19 protein-coding genes are annotated in these 22,999 nt (G+C 57.6%); 13 read left to right on the top strand and 6 right to left on the bottom strand.

The annotated features are described in order from the left end of the window. Window positions 1–125 precede the first annotated feature (125 nt). The 4 genes from D5067_RS01700 to hslO all read left to right on the top strand — a co-directional run bounded on the left by D5067_RS01700 (window position 126) and on the right by hslO (window position 4,311). Window positions 126–2,264 (top strand): intracellular growth attenuator family protein, encoded by a 2,139-nt coding sequence (locus tag D5067_RS01700; protein ID WP_119937605.1) that lies wholly within the window; start codon window positions 126–128, stop codon window positions 2,262–2,264. A gap of 63 nt (window positions 2,265–2,327) precedes the next feature. Then, the gene (gene yrfG, locus D5067_RS01695) at window positions 2,328–3,011 is read left to right on the top strand and encodes a GMP/IMP nucleotidase (RefSeq protein ID WP_119937604.1); all 684 of its coding nucleotides are present in this window, start codon (window positions 2,328–2,330) and stop codon (window positions 3,009–3,011) included. After that, window positions 3,008–3,409 carry a ribosome-associated heat shock protein Hsp15 gene (gene hslR / locus D5067_RS01690; RefSeq protein WP_119937603.1) on the top strand — a complete coding sequence of 134 codons (402 nt, stop codon included), beginning with the start codon at window positions 3,008–3,010 and terminating at the stop codon, window positions 3,407–3,409. Before yrfG ends, hslR begins: the two co-directional genes overlap by 4 nt. A 23-nt stretch (window positions 3,410–3,432) precedes the next feature. Beyond that, complete coding sequence (gene hslO / locus D5067_RS01685) at window positions 3,433–4,311, top strand: Hsp33 family molecular chaperone HslO (RefSeq protein ID WP_119937602.1); 879 nt, start codon at window positions 3,433–3,435, stop codon at window positions 4,309–4,311. A gap of 122 nt (window positions 4,312–4,433) precedes the next feature. On the opposite strand, the gene D5067_RS01680 is transcribed toward hslO, so the two are convergent. Next, window positions 4,434–6,191 carry a DUF4153 domain-containing protein gene (locus D5067_RS01680; RefSeq protein ID WP_119937601.1) on the bottom strand — a complete coding sequence of 586 codons (1,758 nt, stop codon included), beginning with the start codon at window positions 6,189–6,191 and terminating at the stop codon, window positions 4,434–4,436. 376 nt (window positions 6,192–6,567) lie between these two features. On the opposite strand from D5067_RS01680, the gene pckA reads away from it, so the two are divergent. After that, entirely contained in the window at window positions 6,568–8,184 is a 1,617-nt protein-coding gene (pckA, locus tag D5067_RS01675) for a phosphoenolpyruvate carboxykinase (ATP) (protein ID WP_119937600.1), read from the top strand. Between the two features lie 92 nt (window positions 8,185–8,276). Here the strand turns inward: pckA and envZ are convergent, their stop codons facing one another. Both envZ and ompR read right to left on the bottom strand, forming a co-directional pair. Further along, entirely contained in the window at window positions 8,277–9,623 is a 1,347-nt protein-coding gene (gene envZ / locus D5067_RS01670; RefSeq protein WP_119937599.1) for a two-component system sensor histidine kinase EnvZ, read from the bottom strand. Further along, on the bottom strand, window positions 9,620–10,339 hold the full coding sequence (gene ompR, locus D5067_RS01665) for an osmolarity response regulator transcription factor OmpR (protein WP_001157751.1): 720 nt from the start codon (window positions 10,337–10,339) through the stop codon (window positions 9,620–9,622). The genes envZ and ompR overlap by 4 nt, the downstream gene beginning before the upstream one ends. Window positions 10,340–10,567: 228 nt before the next feature. Here ompR and greB point away from each other — a divergent pair, with 228 nt between their 5' ends. The 5 genes from greB to feoC all read left to right on the top strand — a co-directional run bounded on the left by greB (window position 10,568) and on the right by feoC (window position 16,573). Beyond that, the gene (gene greB, locus D5067_RS01660; protein ID WP_119937598.1) at window positions 10,568–11,041 is read left to right on the top strand and encodes a transcription elongation factor GreB; all 474 of its coding nucleotides are present in this window, start codon (window positions 10,568–10,570) and stop codon (window positions 11,039–11,041) included. An 87-nt stretch (window positions 11,042–11,128) separates the two neighbouring features. After that, window positions 11,129–13,459, top strand: a complete 2,331-nt coding sequence (locus D5067_RS01655) for a Tex family protein (protein ID WP_119937597.1) — start codon at window positions 11,129–11,131, stop codon at window positions 13,457–13,459. Window positions 13,460–13,749: 290 nt separating this feature from the next. Continuing rightward, window positions 13,750–13,977: a ferrous iron transporter A gene (gene feoA / locus D5067_RS01650; protein WP_010436417.1), complete on the top strand. Its 228-nt coding sequence runs from the start codon at window positions 13,750–13,752 to the stop codon at window positions 13,975–13,977. 29 nt (window positions 13,978–14,006) lie between these two features. After that, window positions 14,007–16,325: a Fe(2+) transporter permease subunit FeoB gene (feoB, locus tag D5067_RS01645; protein ID WP_119937596.1), complete on the top strand. Its 2,319-nt coding sequence runs from the start codon at window positions 14,007–14,009 to the stop codon at window positions 16,323–16,325. Window positions 16,326–16,336: 11 nt separating this feature from the next. Further along, complete coding sequence (gene feoC / locus D5067_RS01640) at window positions 16,337–16,573, top strand: [Fe-S]-dependent transcriptional repressor FeoC (RefSeq protein ID WP_119937595.1); 237 nt, start codon at window positions 16,337–16,339, stop codon at window positions 16,571–16,573. 33 nt (window positions 16,574–16,606) lie between these two features. On the opposite strand, the gene D5067_RS01635 is transcribed toward feoC, so the two are convergent. Further along, a complete protein-coding gene (locus D5067_RS01635) occupies window positions 16,607–16,876 on the bottom strand; it encodes a YdgH/BhsA/McbA family protein (protein ID WP_119937650.1) in 270 nt (89 codons plus the stop codon). Window positions 16,877–16,987: 111 nt separating this feature from the next. Beyond that, window positions 16,988–17,761 carry a pimeloyl-ACP methyl ester esterase BioH gene (bioH, locus tag D5067_RS01630; protein ID WP_119937594.1) on the bottom strand — a complete coding sequence of 258 codons (774 nt, stop codon included), beginning with the start codon at window positions 17,759–17,761 and terminating at the stop codon, window positions 16,988–16,990. Window positions 17,762–17,797: 36 nt separating this feature from the next. On the opposite strand from bioH, the gene gntX reads away from it, so the two are divergent. The 3 genes from gntX to gntT all read left to right on the top strand — a co-directional run bounded on the left by gntX (window position 17,798) and on the right by gntT (window position 20,829). After that, complete coding sequence (gene gntX, locus D5067_RS01625; RefSeq protein ID WP_119937593.1) at window positions 17,798–18,481, top strand: DNA utilization protein GntX; 684 nt, start codon at window positions 17,798–17,800, stop codon at window positions 18,479–18,481. A 61-nt stretch (window positions 18,482–18,542) separates the two neighbouring features. After that, on the top strand, window positions 18,543–19,118 hold the full coding sequence (gene nfuA, locus D5067_RS01620; protein ID WP_014072124.1) for a Fe-S biogenesis protein NfuA: 576 nt from the start codon (window positions 18,543–18,545) through the stop codon (window positions 19,116–19,118). 394 nt (window positions 19,119–19,512) lie between these two features. Then, a complete protein-coding gene (gene gntT, locus D5067_RS01615) occupies window positions 19,513–20,829 on the top strand; it encodes a gluconate transporter (RefSeq protein ID WP_119937592.1) in 1,317 nt (438 codons plus the stop codon). Between the two features lie 86 nt (window positions 20,830–20,915). Here gntT and malQ read toward each other — a convergent pair whose 3' ends face one another. Beyond that, entirely contained in the window at window positions 20,916–22,997 is a 2,082-nt protein-coding gene (gene malQ, locus D5067_RS01610) for a 4-alpha-glucanotransferase (RefSeq protein WP_119937591.1), read from the bottom strand. Window positions 22,998–22,999: the final 2 nt, after the last annotated feature.

Genomic DNA, 22,999 nt, shown 5'->3' with positions numbered 1-22,999 from the left:
GGTCACTGGGATGCGCGTCAAAATGCTCGAGCTCGACTCCATACTTGCCGATAGCCAACCACAGACTCTCATTCATGTTAAAGGTGCAATTGACTACACCTGAAGATAAGTAAGATGGGGAAAGCATGAGCACCATTTTGATTGTTCTCGCTGCGATGCTAGCCGCTGTGCTGGTGGCAGGGTGGACATACAGGCGTCGTATACAGCGCCGATATCGGTTGCCCTTTTTGAATGCCTTCGCAGGGGCAACAACGCGTAAGCTGGCGCCAGAAGAGCGCGGCGCCGTAGAACAGTACCTTGAAAACCTGAACCGTTCTCAGCAGTCGCCTGGGCCAACCGGGGCAAGTGCGGCACCGATCTCGCTCAATCTGAACACGCAGAGCGACACCGTTCTGTGCGTGACGCGCTCGATCACCCGCTACGGTATTACCACCGACGATCCCAATAAATGGCGCTATTACCTCGATTCTGTCGAGGTGCATCTGCCTCCCTTCTGGGAACAGTACATCAACGATGAAAACAGCGTAGAGCTGATACATACCGATTCGCTGCCGCTGGTTATCTCACTTAACGGCCATACCCTGAGCGAATATGTTCAGGAAGCGCCGCGCTTTGCGCTGGAACGCGCGAGCGCAACGCAGGCCAGCATTCGCGGTGAAGAGACTGAGCAGATCGAGCTGCTGAACATTCGCCAGGAGACGCACGAAGAGTACGCCCTGAGCCGCCCGGACGGCATTCGTGAAGCGGTGCTGATCGTCGCCGCGTTCCTGCTCTTTTTCTTCTGCCTGCTGACGCCAGACGTGTTCGTCCCCTGGCTCGCAGGCGGCGCCGTGCTGTTACTCGCCGCCGGGCTGTGGGGCCTCTTTGCTCCTCCGGCGAAAGCGTCCCTGCGTGAAATTCACTGCCTGCGCGGCACGCCAAAGCGCTGGGGGTTGTTCGGCGAGAACGATCAGGAGCATATCAACAACATCTCGCTCGGCATCATTGACCTCATCTACCCGCGCCACTGGCAGCCGTGGATTGCCCAGGATTTAGGGCATAAAACGGATATCGATATCTACCTCGACCGCCATGTGGTGCGCCAGGGACGCTATTTATCCCTGCACGACGAAGTGAAAAACTTCCCGCTCCAGCACTGGCTTCGCAGCTCGGTCATTGCCGGCGGCGCTGCGCTGGTCTTTGGGATGCTGCTCCTTTTCGTGCCGCTGGATATGCCGATCAAGTTCACCCTGTCGTGGATCAAAGGGGCGCAAACCGTAGAAGCCACCAGCGTTAAGCAGCTGGAAGAAGCCGGCGTGCGCGTGGGCGATACGCTGCGCCTGAAAGGCACCGGTATGTGCAACATTCACTCCCCAGGCGCCTGGAACACCCGTCAGAACTCGCCGTTTATGCCGTTCGACTGCTCGCAAATTATCTGGAATGAAGCCCCGCCGCTGCCGCTGCCGGAATCCGACGTGGTCAGTAAAGCCACCGCGCTGACCCAGACGGTCAATCGCCAGCTGCATCCGAAACCGGAAGATGATTCACGCGTCAGCCCTGCCCTGCGCTCGGCGATTCAAAAATCAGGCATGGTGTTGCTGGATGATTTTGGCGAAATCGTACTGAAAACCGAAGACCTGTGTTCCGCTCAGGACGAGTGCGTGCGGCTTAAAAACGCGCTGGTGAACCTGGGCAACAGCAAGGACTGGGACGCGCTGGTTAAACGCGCTGAAGCGGGCCGGCTGGACGGCGTAAACGTGCTGCTGCGTCCGGTCAGCGCCGAATCGCTGGATAACCTGGTGGCAACCTCCACCGCGCCGTTCGTGATGCGAGAAACCACGCGTGCGGCTCAGGCGTTGAACAGCCCGGCACCGGGCGGGTTTGTGATTGTCAGCGATGAAGGCAGCGACCTGGTCGATCAGCCTTATCCGCAGGTTGCCCTCTACGACTACCCTGCGCAGGAGCAGTGGAGCGAGTTTCAGCGTCTGGCACAGATGCTGATGCAGACGCCATTCAGCGCGGAAGGGATTGTGACCGGGATCTTCACCGATGCTAACGGCACCCGCCATATCGACCTTCACCGGATGCCGGATAGCGCAGGTTTGTGGCGTTATATCGGCACCTCCCTGCTGATGATGGCCATGCTGGTGTGCATTTTCTGGAACGGTTTTATGGCCTTACGCCGCTATCAACGTTCCCGTACCCGTCTGGCTGAGATCCAGCAGTACTACGAAAATTGCCTCAATCCTAAACTTATCCCTGCCCCAGAGAGCCTGATCGGATAACCTCACGGCGCGACAAGTTGTGCTACCCTGTCGCGCACGTTTCTTCTGGCTGGAGTTCCCCTTATGCATCTTGATATCGCCTGGCAGGAGGTCGATACCGTCCTGCTGGATATGGACGGCACGCTGCTCGATCTCGCCTTTGATAACTACTTCTGGCAACAGCTGGTGCCGGAAACGTACGGTAAACAGCAGGGCATCTCCCCGGCGGAAGCGCAGGAATTCATTCGTTCGCAATATAGCGCGGTGCAGCATACGCTAAAATGGTACTGTCTCGACTACTGGAGCGAGCGACTCGGTTTGGATATTTGTGCCATGACCACCGCCCAGGGGCCTCGCGCAGTGCTGCGCGAAGATACGGTCCCGTTTCTGGATGCACTGAAGGCAAGCGGCAAGCGCCGTATTTTGCTGACCAACGCGCATCCGCATAATCTGGCCGTGAAGCTTGAGCATACGGGTCTTTCTTCACACCTTGATTTATTACTTTCCACCCACACATTTGGTTATCCGAAAGAGGATCAGCGGTTGTGGCATGCGGTGGCGGAGAAGACCGGCTTACAGCCGGAACGTACGCTATTTATCGACGACAGCGAACCGATTCTGGATGCCGCCGCGACGTTTGGCATTCGCTATTGTCTGGGCGTCACCAACCCTGATTCTGTACTGGCGGATAAAAGCTACCTTCGCCATCCGGGGATGAACGACTATCGCCGGATGATCCCCTCACTCACCGTGAAGGAGACGCCATGAAAGAAAAACCCGCTGATGGGGTAAGACTGGATAAATGGCTGTGGGCCGCCCGCTTTTATAAAACGCGTGCCCTTGCCCGAGAGATGGTTGACGGCGGAAAAGTGCATTACAACGGCCAGCGCAGCAAGCCGAGCAAACTGGTTGAGCTGAATGCCACGCTCACGCTGCGCCAGGGCAACGATGAAAAAACGGTGGTGGTGAAAGCCATTACCGAACAGCGGCGGCCCGCAACCGAAGCCGTTTTGCTTTACGAAGAGACGGCTCAAAGCATTGAGAAGCGCGAGAAGACCGCGCTGGCGCGCAAGATGAATGCGCTGACGATGCCTCACCCGGACCGGCGTCCGGATAAAAAAGAGCGCCGCGATCTGATGAAATTTAAACACGGTGAGACCGAGTAACCTCACCCGCACGAGAGACTAAAATGGCCCAACACGACCAATTACACCGCTATCTGTTTGAACAATTCGCCGTTCGCGGCGAGCTGGTCACCGTATCCGAAACCTGGAAACAGATACTGGAGAACCACAACTACCCGCTGCCGGTAAAAAACCTGTTGGGCGAACTGCTGGTTGCCACCAGCCTGCTGACCGCCACGCTAAAATTTGCCGGCGATATCACTGTGCAGCTGCAGGGCGATGGCCCAATGACGCTGGCCGTGATCAACGGTAACAACCAGCAGCAGATGCGCGGCGTTGCGCGCGTTCAGGGCGAGGTTCCTGAAAACGCTGACCTGAAAACGCTGGTAGGCAATGGCTACCTGGTGATCACCATTTCGCCGGAAGAAGGCGAGCGCTACCAGGGCGTTGTGGGTCTGGAAGGCGACACCCTGGCCGCCTGCCTGGAAGATTACTTCATGCGTTCCGAACAGTTGCCAACCCGCCTGTTCATTCGTACCGGTGAAGTGGATGGCCAGCCTGCTGCGGGCGGTATGCTGCTGCAGGTTCTGCCTGCTCAGGATGCGCAGACCAATGATTTCGAACACCTGGCGACCCTGACCGAAACCGTCAAAGCGGAAGAGCTGTTCAACCTCTCTGCGACAGACGTGCTGTGGCGTCTGTACCACGAAGAAGAAGTGACGGTATACGATCCGCAGGCCGTGGAGTTTAAGTGCACCTGTTCCCGCGAGCGCTGTGCGGGTGCGTTGAAAACTCTGCCGGATGAAGAGATCGACAGCATCATGGCAGAAGACGGTGAAATCGATATGCACTGTGACTACTGCGGTTCTCACTATGTGTTCAACTCGATGGATATCGCCGAGATCCGCAATAACGCCTCCCCGGCGGATCCGCAGGTTCACTAAGATCTGAGCCTGTCGCCCGGCGGCGCTATGCTTGCTCTGGCCTACAATGAATTGTGCAATATGTTGATATTATTGCCAATTGCAGGCCGGGTAAGCGTAGCGCCACCCGGCAAGAAAGAGCGCTAACGCCACTGCGCGTTGTTGTAACTGTCGTAACTCATATCGACACGTTCCCCGAAAATCTCAATATCCGCCCAGGGCTTCACGACAGATTTCACCTTTCCCTGCCGTAATGCGCGGTCAAGTTCTTCTCTGGTCAACCTCTCCGGCATTTTCCACGCGTCCCCGGCGATCCTCCAGCCTGTATCGGTTTGTGTGTAGGCCATTATGGTGCGATCGGTAAATTGATATAGAACGGCTTCCGGCTTGCCGTCTCCGTTTAGATCGAGCGGCATGAGTAAACAGTTACTCTGGGCGCTATCGCAGCTCTCAAAGCGATACTGATTGCTGAGCATGGCTTGCCACAATGCCTTATCAGGACGGGCCATTCCCGGCGCAAGCTGGATCTGTTTTTCCAGCATCGCAGCGGTCATCTTCCCTGCCCCGTCACGACTTCCGGAGAGTAGCCCCTTTACCTCACGCTGGCGTTTTGGGTTAGCGGTAAACTGCGGATCGTTTTGAAGCGTGAGCATTGCCTCTCGACCCTTTCGTCCGGCGTTGCTGAGCATGTACAGGCTAACCTGATCCGCAGTTATTCTGCCGTCCTGATAGCGGGCCATATGGCTTGCAACGCTGATACGCCACGGGTCAAGCACAGGGGTGTGGATCAACATCAGGAAGGCGAGAGAAAGCAAACCAGCGGCCGGTGTAACGTACGCCTGAATCTTTTGCGGTTCACGGCGGTTAAACACAACGCTGACGCAAAAACCGACGGCCCATACAAGCGCCACCGTCGTTATCAGCACGCCGTAAAGGCGCTCTGGCGACCAGCCGTACTGTGAAATACGCAGCCAAAGCGCCCAGGCAGCGAGGACGGGATAAGCAGGCGAGATAGCGACGGCAAGTCGAACCATTCCACGAAGGTGGGCGAAGTAAGGAAGCGCTTGACGTTGCGGATGCCAGACTATCGTTACCAGAAATAGCAGCAATAGTGCTAGCGTGGTTAACAATCCCGCTGCGGATATCCGCGCTGAAATGGCCTCAAAGCCAACAAAGGGCAATGCGCCAATAAAGAGCAGCGCCAGCGCTGCCATCAGGGGAAGCAGGCCAGTTGCAATAAGCGTGAGCAGCTTCTGCAATGCCAGAATCAGCCGTACCTGGACGCGGGCCAGCACTGCTGCACTTGCCGAAACCACGCCAATCGCCACTGAAATAAACCAGTCAGTATTGAAGAAAAGGCGATCAAAAAAGCGTATTCCAATGAGTTCGAACACTTCAGCCCAGAGGAAAAGCACCAGCCAGAAGAGGCCATTCGAAACAAAAATGAGGAGTAATGTCAGGGCGTTATGCCAGCTTTTATCGTAGAAATCGCTGTAAAACGGATCCGTGGACGCGGGCTCCAGACGCCTTTGAAGCCATGGCAGCAGGAAAAGCGTCATCAGCAGAAGGTGAACGCCGAAAAAGAGCACGGCATCTCTGATATCCCAACTCTCCAGCCCGACAACGCTCCACTTAAGCCAGCCCCCCATACCCGCGACAGCCACGCCAATAATCCCCAGCGCCAGCCACAAAAGCGGCTTTCTGATCGAGGTAATTGAAAGTGAGAACGTGGTGGTCATCATCACGGTGGCGGGTATCACGCACAGTAACCACAGCGTATCTGAGGGCAATTTCGCGTAGTCGATATACCACGTGATTAAATAGCAAATCACCCCCTGTAATGCGCCCGCCAGCACGATAGCGGCGCGCGTAGAAGGGGATAACGTTTCGCTGTTTTCCATCTTTCATCCCTTATTCACGAAAAGCCTATTCTCCCACCAACGGGACTCACTGGCGTCCACCCCAAAATCCGAAATCTTTTTAGCAAGAGACGTGAATCGTTTTTCATACTGTAACCCTTACGTAGTTTTCTTACGTGTATGCGATTACATTCACATTCCTTCGGATAAAATCACCAGCCTTTAACCTTTTAAGAACATTTTCCCCAACAAAAAAGGGAATCCTGCGATAATCCGCCTGCCCTGTGACTGGAGTCGCAGCGTTTTCCGTTAGCAAGGGTTTTGTCCAGATACGTAAATCTATGAGCCCCGTCGCGGTTAACAACCTCAAAAAAACCCTACAATTTCAGGCAGTACATATTGGCTAAGGAGCAGTGATATGCGTGTTACTGGTTTAACCCCGCAAGATCTCAAGGCTTATGGTATTCACGACGTCCAGGAAGTCGTCTACAACCCCGATTACGATACGCTGTATCAGGAAGAGCTCAATCCAGCACTGGAAGGATACGAGCGAGGTGTGTTGACGAACCTTGGTGCTATCGCCGTCGATACCGGTATTTTTACCGGTCGTTCGCCGAAAGATAAGTATATCGTCCGAGACGAAACCACCCGCGATACGCTGTGGTGGGCTGATAAGGGCAAAGGGAAGAACGACAACAAACCGCTCTCCCCGGAGACCTGGCAGCATCTGAAAGGGCTCGTCACTCACCAACTCTCCGGCAAGCGTCTGTTCATTGTTGATGCTTTCTGCGGCGCTAACGCCGACACACGACTTTCCGTCCGTTTTATTACCGAAGTGGCCTGGCAGGCGCATTTCGTGAAGAACATGTTTATTCGTCCAACCGACGAAGAGCTGCAGGATTTCACCCCGGATTTCATCGTGATGAACGGTGCGAAATGCACTAACCCACAGTGGAAAGAGCAGGGCCTGAACTCTGAGAACTTCATCGCCTTCAACCTGACCGAGCGTATCCAGCTGATTGGCGGCACCTGGTACGGCGGCGAGATGAAGAAAGGGATGTTCTCGGTCATGAACTACCTGCTGCCGCTGCGCGGTATCGCCTCGATGCACTGCTCGGCGAACGTCGGTGAAAAAGGCGACGTGGCGGTCTTCTTCGGCCTGTCCGGCACCGGTAAAACCACCCTTTCAACCGACCCAAAACGCCGCCTGATTGGCGATGACGAGCACGGCTGGGACGACGACGGCGTGTTTAACTTCGAGGGCGGCTGCTACGCGAAGACCATTCGCCTGTCTGAAGAGGCGGAGCCGGACATCTTCCACGCGATCCGCCGCGATGCGCTGCTGGAAAACGTCACCGTACGTGCCGACGGCTCCATCGATTTCGATGATGCCTCGAAAACCGAAAACACCCGCGTCTCTTACCCGATCTACCACATCGACAACATCGTGAAGCCGGTGTCGAAAGCGGGCCATGCCACGAAGGTGATTTTCCTGACCGCGGACGCGTTTGGCGTGCTGCCGCCGGTTTCTCGCCTGACGGCAAGCCAGACGCAGTACCACTTCCTCTCCGGCTTCACCGCCAAGCTGGCCGGTACCGAGCGCGGCGTGACGGAGCCTACCCCAACCTTCTCCGCCTGCTTCGGCGCGGCGTTCCTGTCGCTGCACCCGACGCAGTACGCGGAAGTGCTGGTAAAACGCATGCAGGCCTCCGGCGCGCAGGCGTACCTGGTCAACACCGGCTGGAACGGCACCGGCAAACGCATTTCCATCAAGGATACCCGCGCCATTATCGACGCGATTCTGGATGGTTCTCTGGACGACGCCGAAACCTTCACCCTGCCGATGTTCGACCTGGCGATCCCAACGTCGCTGCCTGGCGTGGATACGCATATCCTCGACCCGCGCAATACGTACGGTTCACCGGAGCAGTGGCGTGAGAAGGCGGAATCGCTGGCGAAGCTGTTTATTGAGAACTTCGAGAAGTACACCGACACCCCGGCGGGTGCTGCGCTGGTGAGCGCGGGGCCAAGGTAAAGGTAAAAGCAAAAAGGCAACGAAAGTTGCCTTTTTTAATGTTTTCTCCCTCTCCTCGTGGGAGAGGGTGAGGGCATCAGGCCCCCCCTTTTTTAACTCTCTTTCACCTGCCCCCGCGTCACCGGCACCGGCAGCCATGCGCGAATGCTCAACCCGCCCCGCTCGCTGGTACCAATCTCCAGCAGACCGTTATGGTTATCCACAATACGCTGCACAATCGCCAGGCCCAAACCGGTTCCGCTGGTGCTGCGCGCGCTGTCGCCGCGCACAAACGGCTGGAACAGGTGCTTTCGCTGCTCGGGCTTAATGCCCGGGCCGTCGTCTTCCACCTGGAACCAGGCGCGGTTGAGTTCAGACCCGCTGCTGACTTTGATCCAGCCGTTACCGTAGCGCGCCGCGTTGACTACCATGTTGGCGACCGCACGCTTGATGGAGAGCGGGTGCATACGCACCTGAATCTCGCCCACCTGAAGATCGGTATCAATCTCGCGCTCGTAGCCGCTTTCAGCGGCGACCACTTCACCCAGCACGGCGTTCAGGTCGGCCATCTCCATCGGCATCTCCTGCCCGGTGCGCAGGTAGTCGATGAACTGCTCGATGATGGCGTTACACTCCTCGATGTCCTTGTTGATGGACTCGGCAAGGTAACCGTCTTCTTCGCCCATCATCTCCGTCGCCAGACGAATGCGCGTCAGGGGCGTGCGCAGGTCATGGCTGACGCCCGCCATCAGCAGCGTTCGGTCATCCGCCAGCTGCTTCACGCCTGCCGCCATATGGTTAAACGCGCGCGTTACCGAGCGCACTTCCGACGCGCCATACTCGCGCAGCGGCGGTGGGATAATCCCTTTACCGACCTGCAGCGCCGCGTGCTCCAGGTCGACCAGCGGTCGGTTCTGAATACGGATAAACAGCCACGCGCCCCCTATCGCCATCAGCATAATGGCAAGGGTGTAGCGGAACAGCGGCGAGAAATCGCCCTGATGGATTTCAGTGAGAGGTACGCGCACCCAGATATTGGGTGACAGCCATGTTTTCAGCCAGACGACCGGCGAGCTTTTGTTGACCTCAACGCGGACTTCCGTCGGGCCGCCAAGCTGCTGCGCCATCTGCTGGCTCAGGAATTCATAGTGCTGCGCCCAGCGCAGACCAGCGTCTTCTGCCGCTTCACTGGAGTAGAGCGAAATGCCCAGCTCGCGGTAGATTTCACGGCGAAACGCCGGGGGGACAACCAGCTGCGTGCCGTCCTCCAGCTGCAGCTTATCGGTCATCAGCATACGCACTTCGTAGGCCAGGACCTTGTTAAACTGCTGGAGGCTCGGCAGGATCGCAAAGTTCAGCACCACAAGGTACGTCGTCACCAGGCTGACGAACAGCAGGGTGACGATCAGTAACAGGGTGCGGGCAAACGAGCTTCGCGGTGAGAAGCGCATTCGCCTCATGCTTTAGAACCGTCCGGGACGAATACGTAGCCCAGACCCCACACGGTCTGAATATAACGAGGATGCGCCGGATCTTCTTCCACCATGCGGCGCAGACGAGAGATCTGCACGTCGATGGAGCGTTCCATTGCGGAGTATTCGCGACCGCGCGCCAGGTTCATCAGCTTGTCGCGGGAGAGCGGTTCACGCGGGTGGCTGACCAGCGCTTTCAGTACCGCGAACTCGCCGCTGGTGAGCGGCATTGGTTCATCTTCACGGAACATCTCACGGGTGCCGAGGTTCAGCTTGAACTTACCGAAGGCAATCACCGCCTCTTCCTGGGACGGTGCGCCCGGCAGTTCGTTCGCCTGACGGCGCAGCACGGCGCGAATGCGCGCCAGCAGCTCGCGCGGGTTAAACGGTTTTGGAATGTAGTCGTCAGCGCCAATTTCGAGGCCCACGATACGGTCAACCTCTTCGCCCTTCGCCGTCACCATAATGATCGGCATCGGGTTGCTCTGGCTGCGCAGACGGCGGCAGATAGAAAGCCCGTCTTCGCCCGGCAGCATCAGATCGAGCACCATCAGGTGGAAAGATTCACGGGTCAGCAGACGGTCCATCTGCTCAGCGTTCGCGACGCTACGAACCTGGAAGCCCTGCTCGGTCAGATAACGCTCAAGCAGCGCACGCAGGCGCATGTCGTCATCCACGACCAGAATTTTGTAGTTCTCTTGCATTGTGTGTACTCCCAAAGGTTCGGATTGTCTTTGTAACAGCGTATTCTAAAAAAGTGCACGTATTCGACCAGCTAATTCTGGTATAAATTCTAGTCGAAATTGTTACAAAGCATATTTAACAGCAGCTTATCTGCTCATTTCATCACATAAATCATTATTAATCCTGTCTGTTACACTCTGTGGTACGTATTGTGCGCAAGACAGCAAACCGGCAGCAAAGGCTTCACCATGAAAACGCCCCTGATCACCCGCGAAGGGTACGAAAAACTCAAAAAAGAGATGGATTACCTGTGGCGCGAAGAGCGACCTGAGGTGACCAAAAAGGTCACCTGGGCGGCAAGCCTGGGCGATCGCAGCGAGAACGCTGACTACCAGTACAACAAAAAACGCCTGCGCGAAATCGACCGCCGGGTGCGCTACCTGACCAAGTGTCTTGAGCACCTGAAAATTGTCGATTACTCCCCTCAGCAGGAGGGCAAAGTCTTTTTCGGCGCCTGGGTGGAGATTGAAAACGACGACGGCAATACCCTGCGCTTTCGCATTGTCGGCTACGATGAAATTTTTGGTCGTAAGGATTACATCTCCATCGACTCGCCAATGGCCCGCGCGCTGCTGAAGAAGGAAGTGGGTGACCTTGCCGTCGTGCAGACCCCGTCCGGCGAAGCCAGCTGGTACGTGAACGAAATCGAGTACGTTAAATAGTCCGAGAGCGCCCTCCCCGGCTGGCATTTTGCCGTGTCAGCCCGTATAACTATCCCCTGATTTTTCGACTCAACAGATGATAAAGCCATGATGAAAGATTCGCTCTGCCGCATTATTGCGGGTGATACTCAGGCCAGAGCCGAACAGGTAGAAGCTGCCGTTCGCCTGCTTGATGAAGGGAACACCGTGCCGTTTATTGCACGCTATCGTAAGGAAGTCACCGGTGGTCTGGATGACACGCAGCTGCGTAACCTGGAAACCCGTCTGGGTTACCTGCGCGAGCTGGAAGACCGACGTCAGGCGATCCTCAAATCCATTGGCGAACAGGGCAAGCTCACCAGCGACCTGGAAAAAGCCATTAACGGCACCCTGAGCAAAACCGAACTCGAAGATCTCTATCTGCCGTACAAGCCGAAGCGCCGCACGCGCGGGCAGATTGCGATTGAAGCAGGCCTTGAGCCGCTGGCCGACCTGCTGTGGAACGAGCCTTCTCACGACCCGGACACCGAAGCCGCCAAATTTATCGACGCCGATAAAGGCGTGGCGGACATCAAAGCTGCCCTCGACGGCGCGCGCTACATCCTGATGGAGCGCTTCTCTGAAGACGCCGCCCTGCTCGCGAAGGTACGTGACTATCTGTGGAAGAATGCCCACATCGTCTCTACCGTGGTGGCAGGCAAAGAGGAAGAAGGCGCGAAATTCCGCGACTACTTCGATCACCACGAACCGATTTCTACCGCGCCGTCTCACCGCGCGCTGGCGATGTTCCGCGGCCGCAACGAAGGCGTGCTGCAGCTCTCCCTGAATGCCGACCCTCAGTTTGACGAGCCGCCGAAAGAGAGCCACTGCGAGCAGATCATCACCGATCACCTCGGCCTGCGCCTGAACAACGCCCCGGCGGACAGCTGGCGCAAAGGCGTGGTGAGCTGGACCTGGCGCATCAAGGTACTGATGCACCTCGAAACCGAGCTGATGGGCACCGTGCGCGAGCGCGCCGAAGACGAAGCGATCAATGTGTTTGCCCGTAACCTGCACGACCTGCTGATGGCCGCCCCTGCCGGCCTGCGCGCGACCATGGGCCTCGATCCGGGCCTGCGTACCGGCGTGAAGGTGGCGGTGGTTGACGGCACCGGCAAGCTTGTGGCCACCGACACCATTTACCCGCACACCGGTCAGGCAGCGAAAGCCGCCGTCGCGGTGGCGGCGCTGTGCGAGAAGTACAACGTCGAGCTGGTCGCCATCGGCAACGGTACGGCCTCACGTGAAACCGAGCGTTTCTATCTCGACGTGCAGAAGCAGTTCCCGAAAGTGACGGCGCAGAAAGTGATCGTCAGCGAAGCGGGCGCATCCGTTTATTCCGCGTCCGAACTGGCGGCGCTGGAGTTCCCGGACCTGGACGTTTCCCTGCGCGGCGCGGTCTCTATCGCACGCCGCCTGCAGGATCCGCTGGCGGAGCTGGTGAAAATCGACCCGAAATCCATTGGCGTGGGCCAGTATCAGCACGACGTGAGCCAGACGCAGCTGGCGCGCAAGCTGGATGCGGTGGTGGAAGACTGCGTAAACGCCGTTGGCGTGGATCTGAACACCGCCTCCGTTCCGCTGCTGACCCGCGTGGCGGGCTTAACCCGCATGATGGCGCAGAACATCGTCTCCTGGCGCGATGAGAACGGCCAGTTCCAGAACCGTCAGCAGCTGCTGAAGGTGAGCCGTCTGGGACCAAAAGCTTTTGAACAGTGCGCGGGCTTCCTGCGTATCAACCACGGCGATAACCCACTCGATGCCTCTACCGTTCACCCGGAAGCCTATCCGGTGGTGGAGCGCATTCTGGCCGCCACCCAGCAGGCGCTGAAAGAGCTGATGGGCGACAGCAGCGCGCTGCGTAACCTGAAAGCGTCAGATTTCACCGACGAGCAGTTTGGCGTGCCGACGGTTACCGACATCATCAAAGAGCTGGAAAAACCGGGCCGCGATCCGCGTCCTGAGTTCAAAACCGCGACCTTTGCCGACGGCGTGGAGACCATGAACGACCTGCTGCCGGGCATGGTGCTGGAAGGCGCAGTTACTAACGTCACCAACTTTGGTGCCTTTGTGGATATCGGCGTGCATCAGGACGGTCTGGTGCATATCTCCTCCCTGGCCGACAAGTTCGTTGAAGACCCGCACACCGTGGTCAAGGCGGGCGACATTGTGAAGGTGAAAGTGCTGGAAGTGGACCTGCAGCGGAAGCGTATCGCCCTGACCATGCGCCTGGACGAGCAGCCGGGTGAAACCAACGCGCGCCGCGGCGGCAACGGCGGCGGTCGCGAGCAGCAGCGTCCTGCGGCTAAAGCCGCGAAGCCGCGCGGGCGTGACGCTCAGCCTGCAGGCAACAGCGCGATGATGGATGCGCTGGCGGCGGCAATGGGTAAGAAACGCTAAGGCTGTTAATACCCCTCACCCTAACCCTCTCCCCACCGGGGAGAGGGGAAATATTATTCGAAATATATGAAACCGATTGCATATCCATATTTAAACCACTAATTATCACCCCGTTAACAAATACCCTTCTTTTAATTTTCACCTCAACGCCGCAAATATTGAGCAAGGTCAAGCTGGCAGCAAATTAATACCGCCAACAACATCCCGTCACAGTTTTATTATTGCTGATAAAAACTATTCTCATTATCATCGTGGTGTAGATTATTTAACCTCTCGTGGAATCAGGCGCTATGCAATTCACTCCAGACAGTGCGTGGAAAATTACCGGTTTTACCCGTGAAATTAGCCCGGCCTATCGGCAGAAGCTATTGTCGCTGGGCATGCTGCCCGGCTCATCCTTCCAGGTCGTGCGCGTTGCCCCGCTAGGCGATCCTGTTCATATCGAAACCCGACGCGTGAATCTGGTCCTGCGTAAGAAAGACCTCGCGTTAATTGAAGTCGAAGCCTTATCTCAATAACACGCCAGCGGTTTAACGAGTCTAATACAATGAAAAAATTAACGATTGGCTTAATTGGTAATCCTAATTCCGGCAAGACAACCTTATTTAATCAGCTCACCGGCTCCCGCCAGCGCGTGGGAAACTGGGCAGGCGTAACGGTCGAACGTAAAGAAGGCCAGTTCACGACGACCGACAATCAGGTCACTCTGGTTGATTTGCCCGGCACCTATTCATTAACCACGATTTCCTCCCAGACCTCTCTCGATGAGCAGATTGCCTGCCACTATATTTTAAGCGGCGATGCGGATTTATTGATTAACGTGGTCGATGCCTCCAACCTCGAGCGTAATCTTTACCTCACGCTGCAGCTGCTTGAGCTGGGTATTCCCTGCATCGTGGCGCTCAACATGCTCGACATCGCAGAGAAGCAGAAGCTGCGCATTGATATTGATGCCCTCTCCGCTCGCCTGGGCTGCCCGGTTGTCCCGCTGGTCTCGACCCGCGCGCGCGGCATTGATGCTCTGAAGCTGGCCATTGACCGTCACGCGGGTAACGCCGACGTTGAACTGGTGCACTACGCGCAGCCTCTGCTGCGTGAAGCCGATAGCCTGGCGCAGGCGATGGACAAATCCATGCCTGCGCAACAGCGCCAGTGGCTCGGCCTGCAGATGCTGGAAGGCGATATCTACAGCCGCGCCTACGCGGGTGATGCGGCGAATAAACTCGACGCTGCGCTGGCGCGCCTCGGCGACGAGCTGGACGACCCGGCCCTGCACATCGCGGATGCGCGTTACCAGGCCATTGCCGCCATCTGCGACGTGGTCAGCAACGCCCTGACGGCAGAGCCAAGCCGTTTTACCGCCGCCGTGGACAAAGTTGTGCTCAACCGCTTCCTCGGTCTGCCGGTATTCTTACTGGTGATGTACCTGATGTTCCTGCTCGCCATCAACATCGGCGGCGCGCTACAGCCTGTATTCGACGCCGGTTCCGTCGCGATATTCGTGCACGGCATTCAGTGGCTGGGCTACACCCTCCATTTCCCGGAATGGCTAACCATCTTCCTCGCCCAGGGGATCGGCGGCGGTATTAACACCGTTCTCCCGCTGGTGCCGCAAATCGGCATGATGTACCTGTTCCTCTCCTTCCTCGAGGACTCCGGCTACATGGCGCGCGCCGCCTTCGTGATGGACCGCCTGATGCAGGCGCTGGGTCTGCCGGGCAAATCCTTCGTCCCGCTGATCGTCGGCTTTGGCTGTAACGTGCCGTCGGTGATGGGCGCGCGTACGCTGGATGCACCGCGCGAGCGCCTGATGACCATCATGATGGCGCCGTTTATGTCCTGCGGCGCGCGTCTGGCCATCTTCGCGGTCTTTGCGGCGGCCTTCTTTGGTCAGCAGGGCGCGCTGGCGGTCTTCTCGCTGTACGTGCTGGGCATCGTGATGGCGATCCTGACCGGCCTCATGCTGAAGCACACGATCATGCGTGGCGAAGCCTCGCCGTTCGTCATGGAGCTGCCGGTGTATCACGTGCCGCATCTGAAAAGCCTGGCGATCCAGACGTGGCAGCGCCTGAAAGGCTTCGTGCTGCGCGCCGGTAAGGTGATTGTCATCGTCAGTATCTTCCTGAGCGCGCTGAACAGCTTCACCCTGAGCGGACAGGCGGCAGATAACATCAACGACTCTGCCCTCGCCTCCGTGAGCCGCGTGATTACGCCCGTCTTTAAACCTATCGGGGTGCATGAGGATAACTGGCAGGCAACCGTCGGCCTGTTTACGGGCGCGATGGCGAAAGAGGTGGTGGTTGGCACGCTGAACACGCTTTACACCGCCGAGAACATTCAGGAGCAGGACTTTAATCCGGCAGAGTTTAGCCTCGGTGACGAACTGCTGGGCGCTGTAGAAGAAACCTGGCAGAGCCTGAAGGACACCTTCAGCCTGAGCGTGCTGGCGAACCCAATCGAGGCCAGCAAAGGCGACGGCGAAATGGCGACCGGCGCCATGGGCGTGATGAGCGAGAAATTCGGCAGCGCCTCTGCGGCCTACAGCTACCTGATTTTCGTGCTGCTCTACATTCCGTGCATTTCGGTGATGGGTGCGATTGCCCGAGAGTCCAGCCGCGGCTGGATGGGCTTCTCCGTCCTGTGGGGGCTGAACATCGCCTACTCGCTGTCGACGGTTTTCTACCAGGCCGCTAACTTCAGCCAGCACCCGCGTTACAGCCTGGTCTGCATCCTGGCGGTGATTCTGTTCAACGTGATGGTGATTGGCCTGCTGCGCAGAGCGCGCAGCCGCGTTGATATCAACCTGCTTGCAACGCGTAAAACCCCAGCCACCTGCTGCGATAGCCCGGCGGGCGACTGTCACTAAGGAGCAAACGGATGGCATCGTTGATTCAGGTTCGGGATTTACTGGCATTGCAGGGGCGAATGGAGGCGAAACAGCTCAGCCTCAGCCTGCACATGCCGCAGCCGATGATTGATGCCATGCTCGAAAGGCTGGAAGCGATGGGGAAAGCCGAACGGATTCAGGAAGATGCGAACGGCTGCCTCTCCGGCAGTTGTAAAAGCTGCCCGGAAGGAAAAGCCTGCCTCAGAGAGTGGTGGTCGCTGCGTTAACAAAGCCGGGCAACGCTGCCCGGCTTTATCGTATTACTTATACACTTCCGCGGTTGCACGCACGTCTTTGGTGTATTTCTCAGCGCTGGTGATCACGTAGTATTTCCCGCCCAGCTCGTCCGCCTTCTTGGACAACTCGCGTTTCGCGTCCATTGGTGCGGTGGTGTCAGAGGTCGTGATCTCACCCACTTTGGTCAGATTCATTTCTTTGACTTTATCTTTAGCCAGCTCTTCTGCAGCCAACGCGCCGAATGACAGTGACCCAATAACCAGAGATGTAACAATACCTGTGACAAGTTTCATAGCCATGACTCTCCTTAGATTGTTGTTTTGATCATCGTCTGCTGAACAACCGCAGCGATATATTGAGTATTGTTGCGGTGCGTCACTTTTTCCAGGCTGGACACAGAATAATCAGGCTAAACGTTGACTTAATGCGCTGAGCGCTGAGCAAAACTCGGCGGGATGAGAGATAAACGGCGCGTGTGCCGCTTTGGCAATGACCAGGGATTCGCTCTCGGGCCACAGCGCATCCAGCAGCGGCACCACTTTGCGCGGCACCAGCCCGTCGAGATAGCCATAAATCCGCAGGTGCGGCATCGTCAGCGCGATCAGCCGCTCGCGCAGGTCGGCCGTTTTCAGGATCTCCAGCCCCCCGTTGAGCACCTCCACGTCAGGCATCGGCAGGGAAAGCACCGTCTGTTTCAGCGTGCGCGCATCCTGACGGGCGGTTTCGGTTCCCATGGTCTGGAGCGCGAGGAAACGCTCGACCGTGCGCTGAAAATCTTCGCTCAACTGCTGCTGGAACCCGGCCAGCACGTCAGGTTTGATACCCGGCCACGCCTCCTGCGCGCTGAAGCACGGGGATGACGCCACGGTAACCAGCGCCTGCACGCGCTCAGGGTGATCCAGAGCAATTTTACTGGCCACCAGCCCGCCCAGGCTCCAGCCGAGCCAGATGGCCTGCTGCGGCGCAGCGTCCAGAACCTGCTGCGCCATCTCGTCAAGCGACATCGCGCCAAAGCCGCGGCTACGGCCAAAACCCGGCAGATCCACCAGGTGCAGGGTAAAATGCGAGGCGAGTTCCTCATTTACGCAATGCCACACTTCGGCATTCAGTCCCCATCCGTGCAGCAGCACAAGATGACAATTTCCCGTTCCGACGGTCTGCCACCACAGCCTATTCATCAGTTACTGTTCTCTTTTTTCACAAGGAGGTTGTACATGCTAACAGTGCCCGGCTTGTGCTGGCTATGCCGAATGCCGCTTGCGCTGAGCGCGTGGGGGTTCTGTTCCGTCTGTACGCGCTCGCTGGAGGGACGCATCGCCGGATGTCCGCAGTGCGGCTTACCGGCGGTCAGCCGCGCGCTCCCCTGCGGCCGCTGCCTGAAAAAATCGCCCCCCTGGAGTGCGCTGGTGGCGGTTGATGATTATGCACCGCCGCTGAGCGGTCTTATCCATAAGCTGAAGTTTGCCGGGCAAAGCGTTCTGGCGCAGCCGCTTGCCCGCCTGCTGCTGCTGGCGGTTTTACAGGCGCGACGAACGCGCGCCCTGCCGCGTGTCGATGCGATCGTGAATGTCCCGCTCTACCGCCGCCGACAGTGGCGGCGCGGCTATAACCAGAGTGACCTGCTCTGCCGTCCGCTCGCCCGCTGGCTGGGGTGTAGCTACCCGGCCTCGGCGCTGACGCGCGTGCAGGCAACGGCGATACAGCATCAGCTCAACGCGCGGCTGCGCAAAAGAAACCTGAAAAATGCCTTTCGCCTTGAATTAGCGGTTAAGGGGCTCCATATCGCCATCGTGGATGATGTCGTCACAACGGGCAGCACCGTGGCTGAACTTTCCCGACTGCTTTTGCGAAGCGGCGCGGCGTCGGTTCAGGTATGGTGTTTGTGCCGTACCTTGTAGCCCTTCTTCATTGGGCGTATTATTATACCCAGGTAATTTAGTCAACTATTAGGCCAAAGCTATGATCCGTATTTCCGATTCTGCACAAGCGCACTTTGCCAAACTGCTGGCAAATCAGGAAGAAGGGACGCAGATCCGCGTGTTTGTGATCAATCCAGGCACTCCGAATGCAGAATGCGGTGTCTCTTATTGTCCTCCGGACGCTGTGGAAGCAACTGACACTGCCCTTAAATTTGAACAGCTCACCGCGTATGTCGATGAGCTGAGCGCGCCGTATCTTGACGATGCGGAGATCGACTTCGTCACCGATCAGCTGGGTTCTCAGCTGACGCTGAAAGCGCCAAACGCGAAAATGCGTAAAGTCTCCGACGATGCCCCGCTGATGGAGCGCGTTGAGTATCTGCTGCAGTCGCAGATCAACCCACAGCTGGCGGGCCACGGCGGCCGTGTTTCGCTGATGGAAATCACCGAAGACGGTCTGGCGATCCTGCAGTTCGGCGGCGGCTGTAACGGCTGTTCCATGGTCGACGTGACCCTGAAAGAAGGGATTGAAAAGCAGCTGCTGAACGAATTCCCCGAGCTGAAAGGCGTTCGCGATCTGACCGAGCACCAGCGCGGCGAGCACTCTTACTACTAATTCAGTGCCCGTCTGTATCGCCCGGTGGCGCTGCGCTTACCGGGCCTACAAAAACAGTGCGGTCTGATGCCCTCACCCCGGCCCTCTCCCACGGGAGAGGGTGAAAACATTAAAAACGGTAACCTCAGGGTTACCGTTTTGCGTTTACCTCTCCCTCTATATGTTGACCTGCATCTCATAATTTAAATTTTACCTGCCTGGGTGATTCTCAATCACATCATGTTACCCGTATCATTCTCGTGGGCACTCAGCACCCTTATAACAGCCGGCTAAACTTAATGGTTTCGCAGGCATCAGTATGAGTGCCGTTAACGCTCTGTTCCCAGTTGGGACAATCGGAATTTGTCGTTGAAACAATGACGTTACCCATAACAATTCAAAGGCCAGGTAAATCATGCCATTAGTCATCGTCGCTATCGGTGTTGTGTTATTACTGCTCTTGATGATCCGTTTCAAACTGAACGGGTTTATCGCTCTGGTTCTGGTGGCACTTGCAGTCGGTCTGATGCAGGGTATGCCGCTGGTTAAGGTTATTAGCTCCATTAAGGCCGGCGTCGGCGGCACGCTCGGCAGCCTGGCGCTGATCATGGGCTTCGGCGCCATGCTCGGCAAAATGCTGGCTGACTGCGGCGGCGCGCAGCGTATTGCCACCACCCTGATTGCCAAATTCGGCAAACAGCACATCCAGTGGGCGGTCGTGTTGACCGGCTTTACCGTCGGTTTTGCGCTGTTCTACGAGGTGGGCTTCGTGCTGATGCTGCCGCTGGTGTTCACCATTGCGGCGGCGGCTAACATCCCGCTGCTGTATGTCGGTGTGCCAATGGCCGCGGCGCTGTCCGTTACCCACGGCTTCCTGCCGCCGCACCCGGGCCCAACCGCTATCGCCACCATCTTCCACGCCGATATGGGTAAAACCCTGCTGTTCGGTACTATCCTGGCCATCCCAACGGTGATTCTGGCAGGCCCGGTTTACGCCCGCTTCCTGAAAGGTATTGATAAGCCGATTCCGGAAGGTCTGTACAGCGCCAAAACCTTTACCGAAGAAGAGATGCCAGGCTTTGGCGTCAGCGTCTGGACGTCGCTGGTGCCGGTGATCCTGATGGCGATGCGCGCTGTCGCAGAGATGGTTCTGCCAAAAGGTCACGCGTTCCTGTCCGTTGCCGAATTCCTGGGTGACCCGGTAATGGCAACGCTGATTGCGGTCCTGATTGCGATGTTTACCTTCGGTCTGAACCGCGGCCGTTCAATGGACCAGATCAACGACACGCTGACCTCCTCCATCAAAATCATCGCCATGATGCTTCTGATCATCGGCGGCGGCGGCGCGTTCAAGCAGGTTCTGGTCGACAGCGGCGTGGACAAATACATCGCGGCCATGATGCATGAAACCAACGTCTCCCCGCTGCTGATGGCGTGGTCTATTGCCGCCGTTCTGCGTATTGCGCTGGGCTCTGCAACCGTAGCGGCAATTACGGCAGGTGGTATCGTTGCACCGCTGATTGCGACCACGGGCGTAAGCCCTGAGCTGATGGTTATCGCCGTCGGTTCCGGCAGCGTAATTTTCTCTCACGTTAACGATCCGGGCTTCTGGCTGTTCAAGGAGTACTTCAACCTGACTATCGGTGAAACCATCAAGTCCTGGTCCGCGCTGGAAACCATTATTTCCGTGTGCGGTCTGGTCGGGGTACTGCTGTTGAATATGGTGATTTGATGTAAAAAAGCCGGGTGGCGCTGACGCTTACCCGGCCTACATTCTATTCCCTCTCCCCCTGGGAGAGGGTTAGGGTGAGGGTGAAACTACCGCTTCTTACCCACCGCCTTTCTGCGCTTGTCCAAATCCTTAATCAGCCTGTTCACCCGCTCATCGGCAAACATCTTCTCAAGCGTCATGGACAGCTTGCGACGCCAGTTCTTGTACTGATAGCTGGTCCCCGGGATGTTCACCGGCTCCGCCATATCAATCCAGTCTTCCGGCTGCAGCCCCAGCAGGGCGCTGTTGCTGTCGGCAATATAGCGCTGCAGGCCGCGGTTAAGCGTTGGGGTCATCGACATCAGCGACGCCTTATGCCCGGCACGTTTTGGCAGACAGCCATGCTTGTGCAGGGCGTCCAGCAGGCCCTGTTTAGCCAGCTCACGGTCCTGATACAGGCCGCGCAGAACCTCTTCATCAGGATAGAGTCCCAGCGTTTTGCCGAGCGTCAGATCGCCGCTTTCCCAATAGCCACGAAGCACAGGAAGGTCATGCGTCGTCGCGACTGCCATCGACTGTTCCGGATACGCCTGCGGCGCGCGGAAGGTTTTCTCATGGTCGTTCTCAAAGTAGAGCACTTTATACGAGTACACGCCGCTGTCGCGGAGCTTGCTGACAATCTCAACCGGTACCGTCCCCAGATCTTCGCCGATCACCATGCACTGATGCCGCTGGCTTTCCAGCGCCAGGATCGACAACAGATCGTCTACCGGGTACTGCACGTATGCACCGTGGTCCGCCGTTTCACCGTAGGGGATCCACCACAGACGCAGCACGGACATCACGTGGTCGATACGCAGCGCCCCGCAGTTCTGCATGTTAGCGCGCAGCAGGTCGATAAACGGCTCGTAGCCGCGCGCCGCCATCACGTGCGGATCCATCGGCGGCAGGCCCCAGTTCTGACCAAGCGGGCCAAGAATATCCGGCGGTGCACCCACGGAGGCTTTCAGGCAGTAAAGCTCGCGGTCGCACCAGGTTTCCGACCCGCCTTCTGCTACCCCAACCGCCAGGTCACGATAGAGGCCGACAGGCATTTTATAGCCCTGGCTCACCTGCCAGCAGGCGGCAAACTGGCTGTAGGCCAGCCACTGCAGCCACAGGTAGAAATCCACCTCATCGGCATATTTTTTACAGAAGGCTTTTACTTCCGGAGTATCAACGGTTTGATAGGCTTCAGGCCATACCGGCCAGCCCCAGCGCATTTCGTCCTCTTTCACCTGATACGCGTGCAGCGCATCGAAGGCCGCCTGCCAGTAGAGGCTTTCGCCCTCCCGCGTCACAAACTGGCGGAAGGCCGACATCTGCTCATCATTACGCTTTGCAAAACCTTTCCACGCCAGGCGCAGCGCGGCCATCTTCAGGGACGTCACGGTGGAGTAGTCCACCCAGTCCGCCTCGCGCGCCTGCTTCAGCATCTGCTGCGTGGTCTCAAGCTTCCACCACGCCTGCGCCTCTTTGCTGCTTTTGAAGTCATCTAACGCGTTAACGTCGATATAAATCACGTTCAGCCAGCGGCGGGAAGACGGGCTATACGGGCTGGCGCTCTCCGGGTTGGCCGGATAAAGCGCGTGGATCGGGTTGAGGCCGATGAACGCGCCGCCGCGCTCGCCGATATCTGCCAGCATCTTTTTCAGGTCACCAAAATCACCGATACCCCAGTTGCTGTCGGAACGAAGGGTGTAGAGCTGCACGCAGGCGCCCCACAGCTTTTTGCCTTCGCGCAAGGCCTGCGGCTCGTAGCAGCGTTTTGGCGCGACGATCACCCGGCAGTGAAAACGGCGATCGTCCTGGGTAAGCGTTAAGGTGTGATAGCCCTCCGGCAGCTTCGCCGGAAGGTTTAAGGTTTTGCCACCGGTAGCGTGGCCTTTGTGCTGATGCCCCTCTTCGGTGGTGAGCAGCCAGCTAAACTCGCCGCGCCCCTCCACCGCCAGCGGCATCTTCTTGCCCGCCGTGAAAACCTTCACGTTCGGCACCGGCGCACCCGACGCTGCCGCGGCGGGTTTGTGCATGGCATCCAGCAAACGTCTTTTGGTGTCCGCACCAATAGACTGCGGTTTGCCGTGCGCATTGATGTAACTGAGGCTAATTCCCGCCGCCTGCGCGGCACTGTCCAGACGTTTACTCTCCATCG

The organism is Enterobacter huaxiensis (assembly GCF_003594935.2).
Taxonomy (GTDB): Bacteria; Pseudomonadota; Gammaproteobacteria; order Enterobacterales; family Enterobacteriaceae; genus Enterobacter; species Enterobacter huaxiensis.
This window is presented reverse-complemented; position numbering and strand designations above follow the sequence as displayed.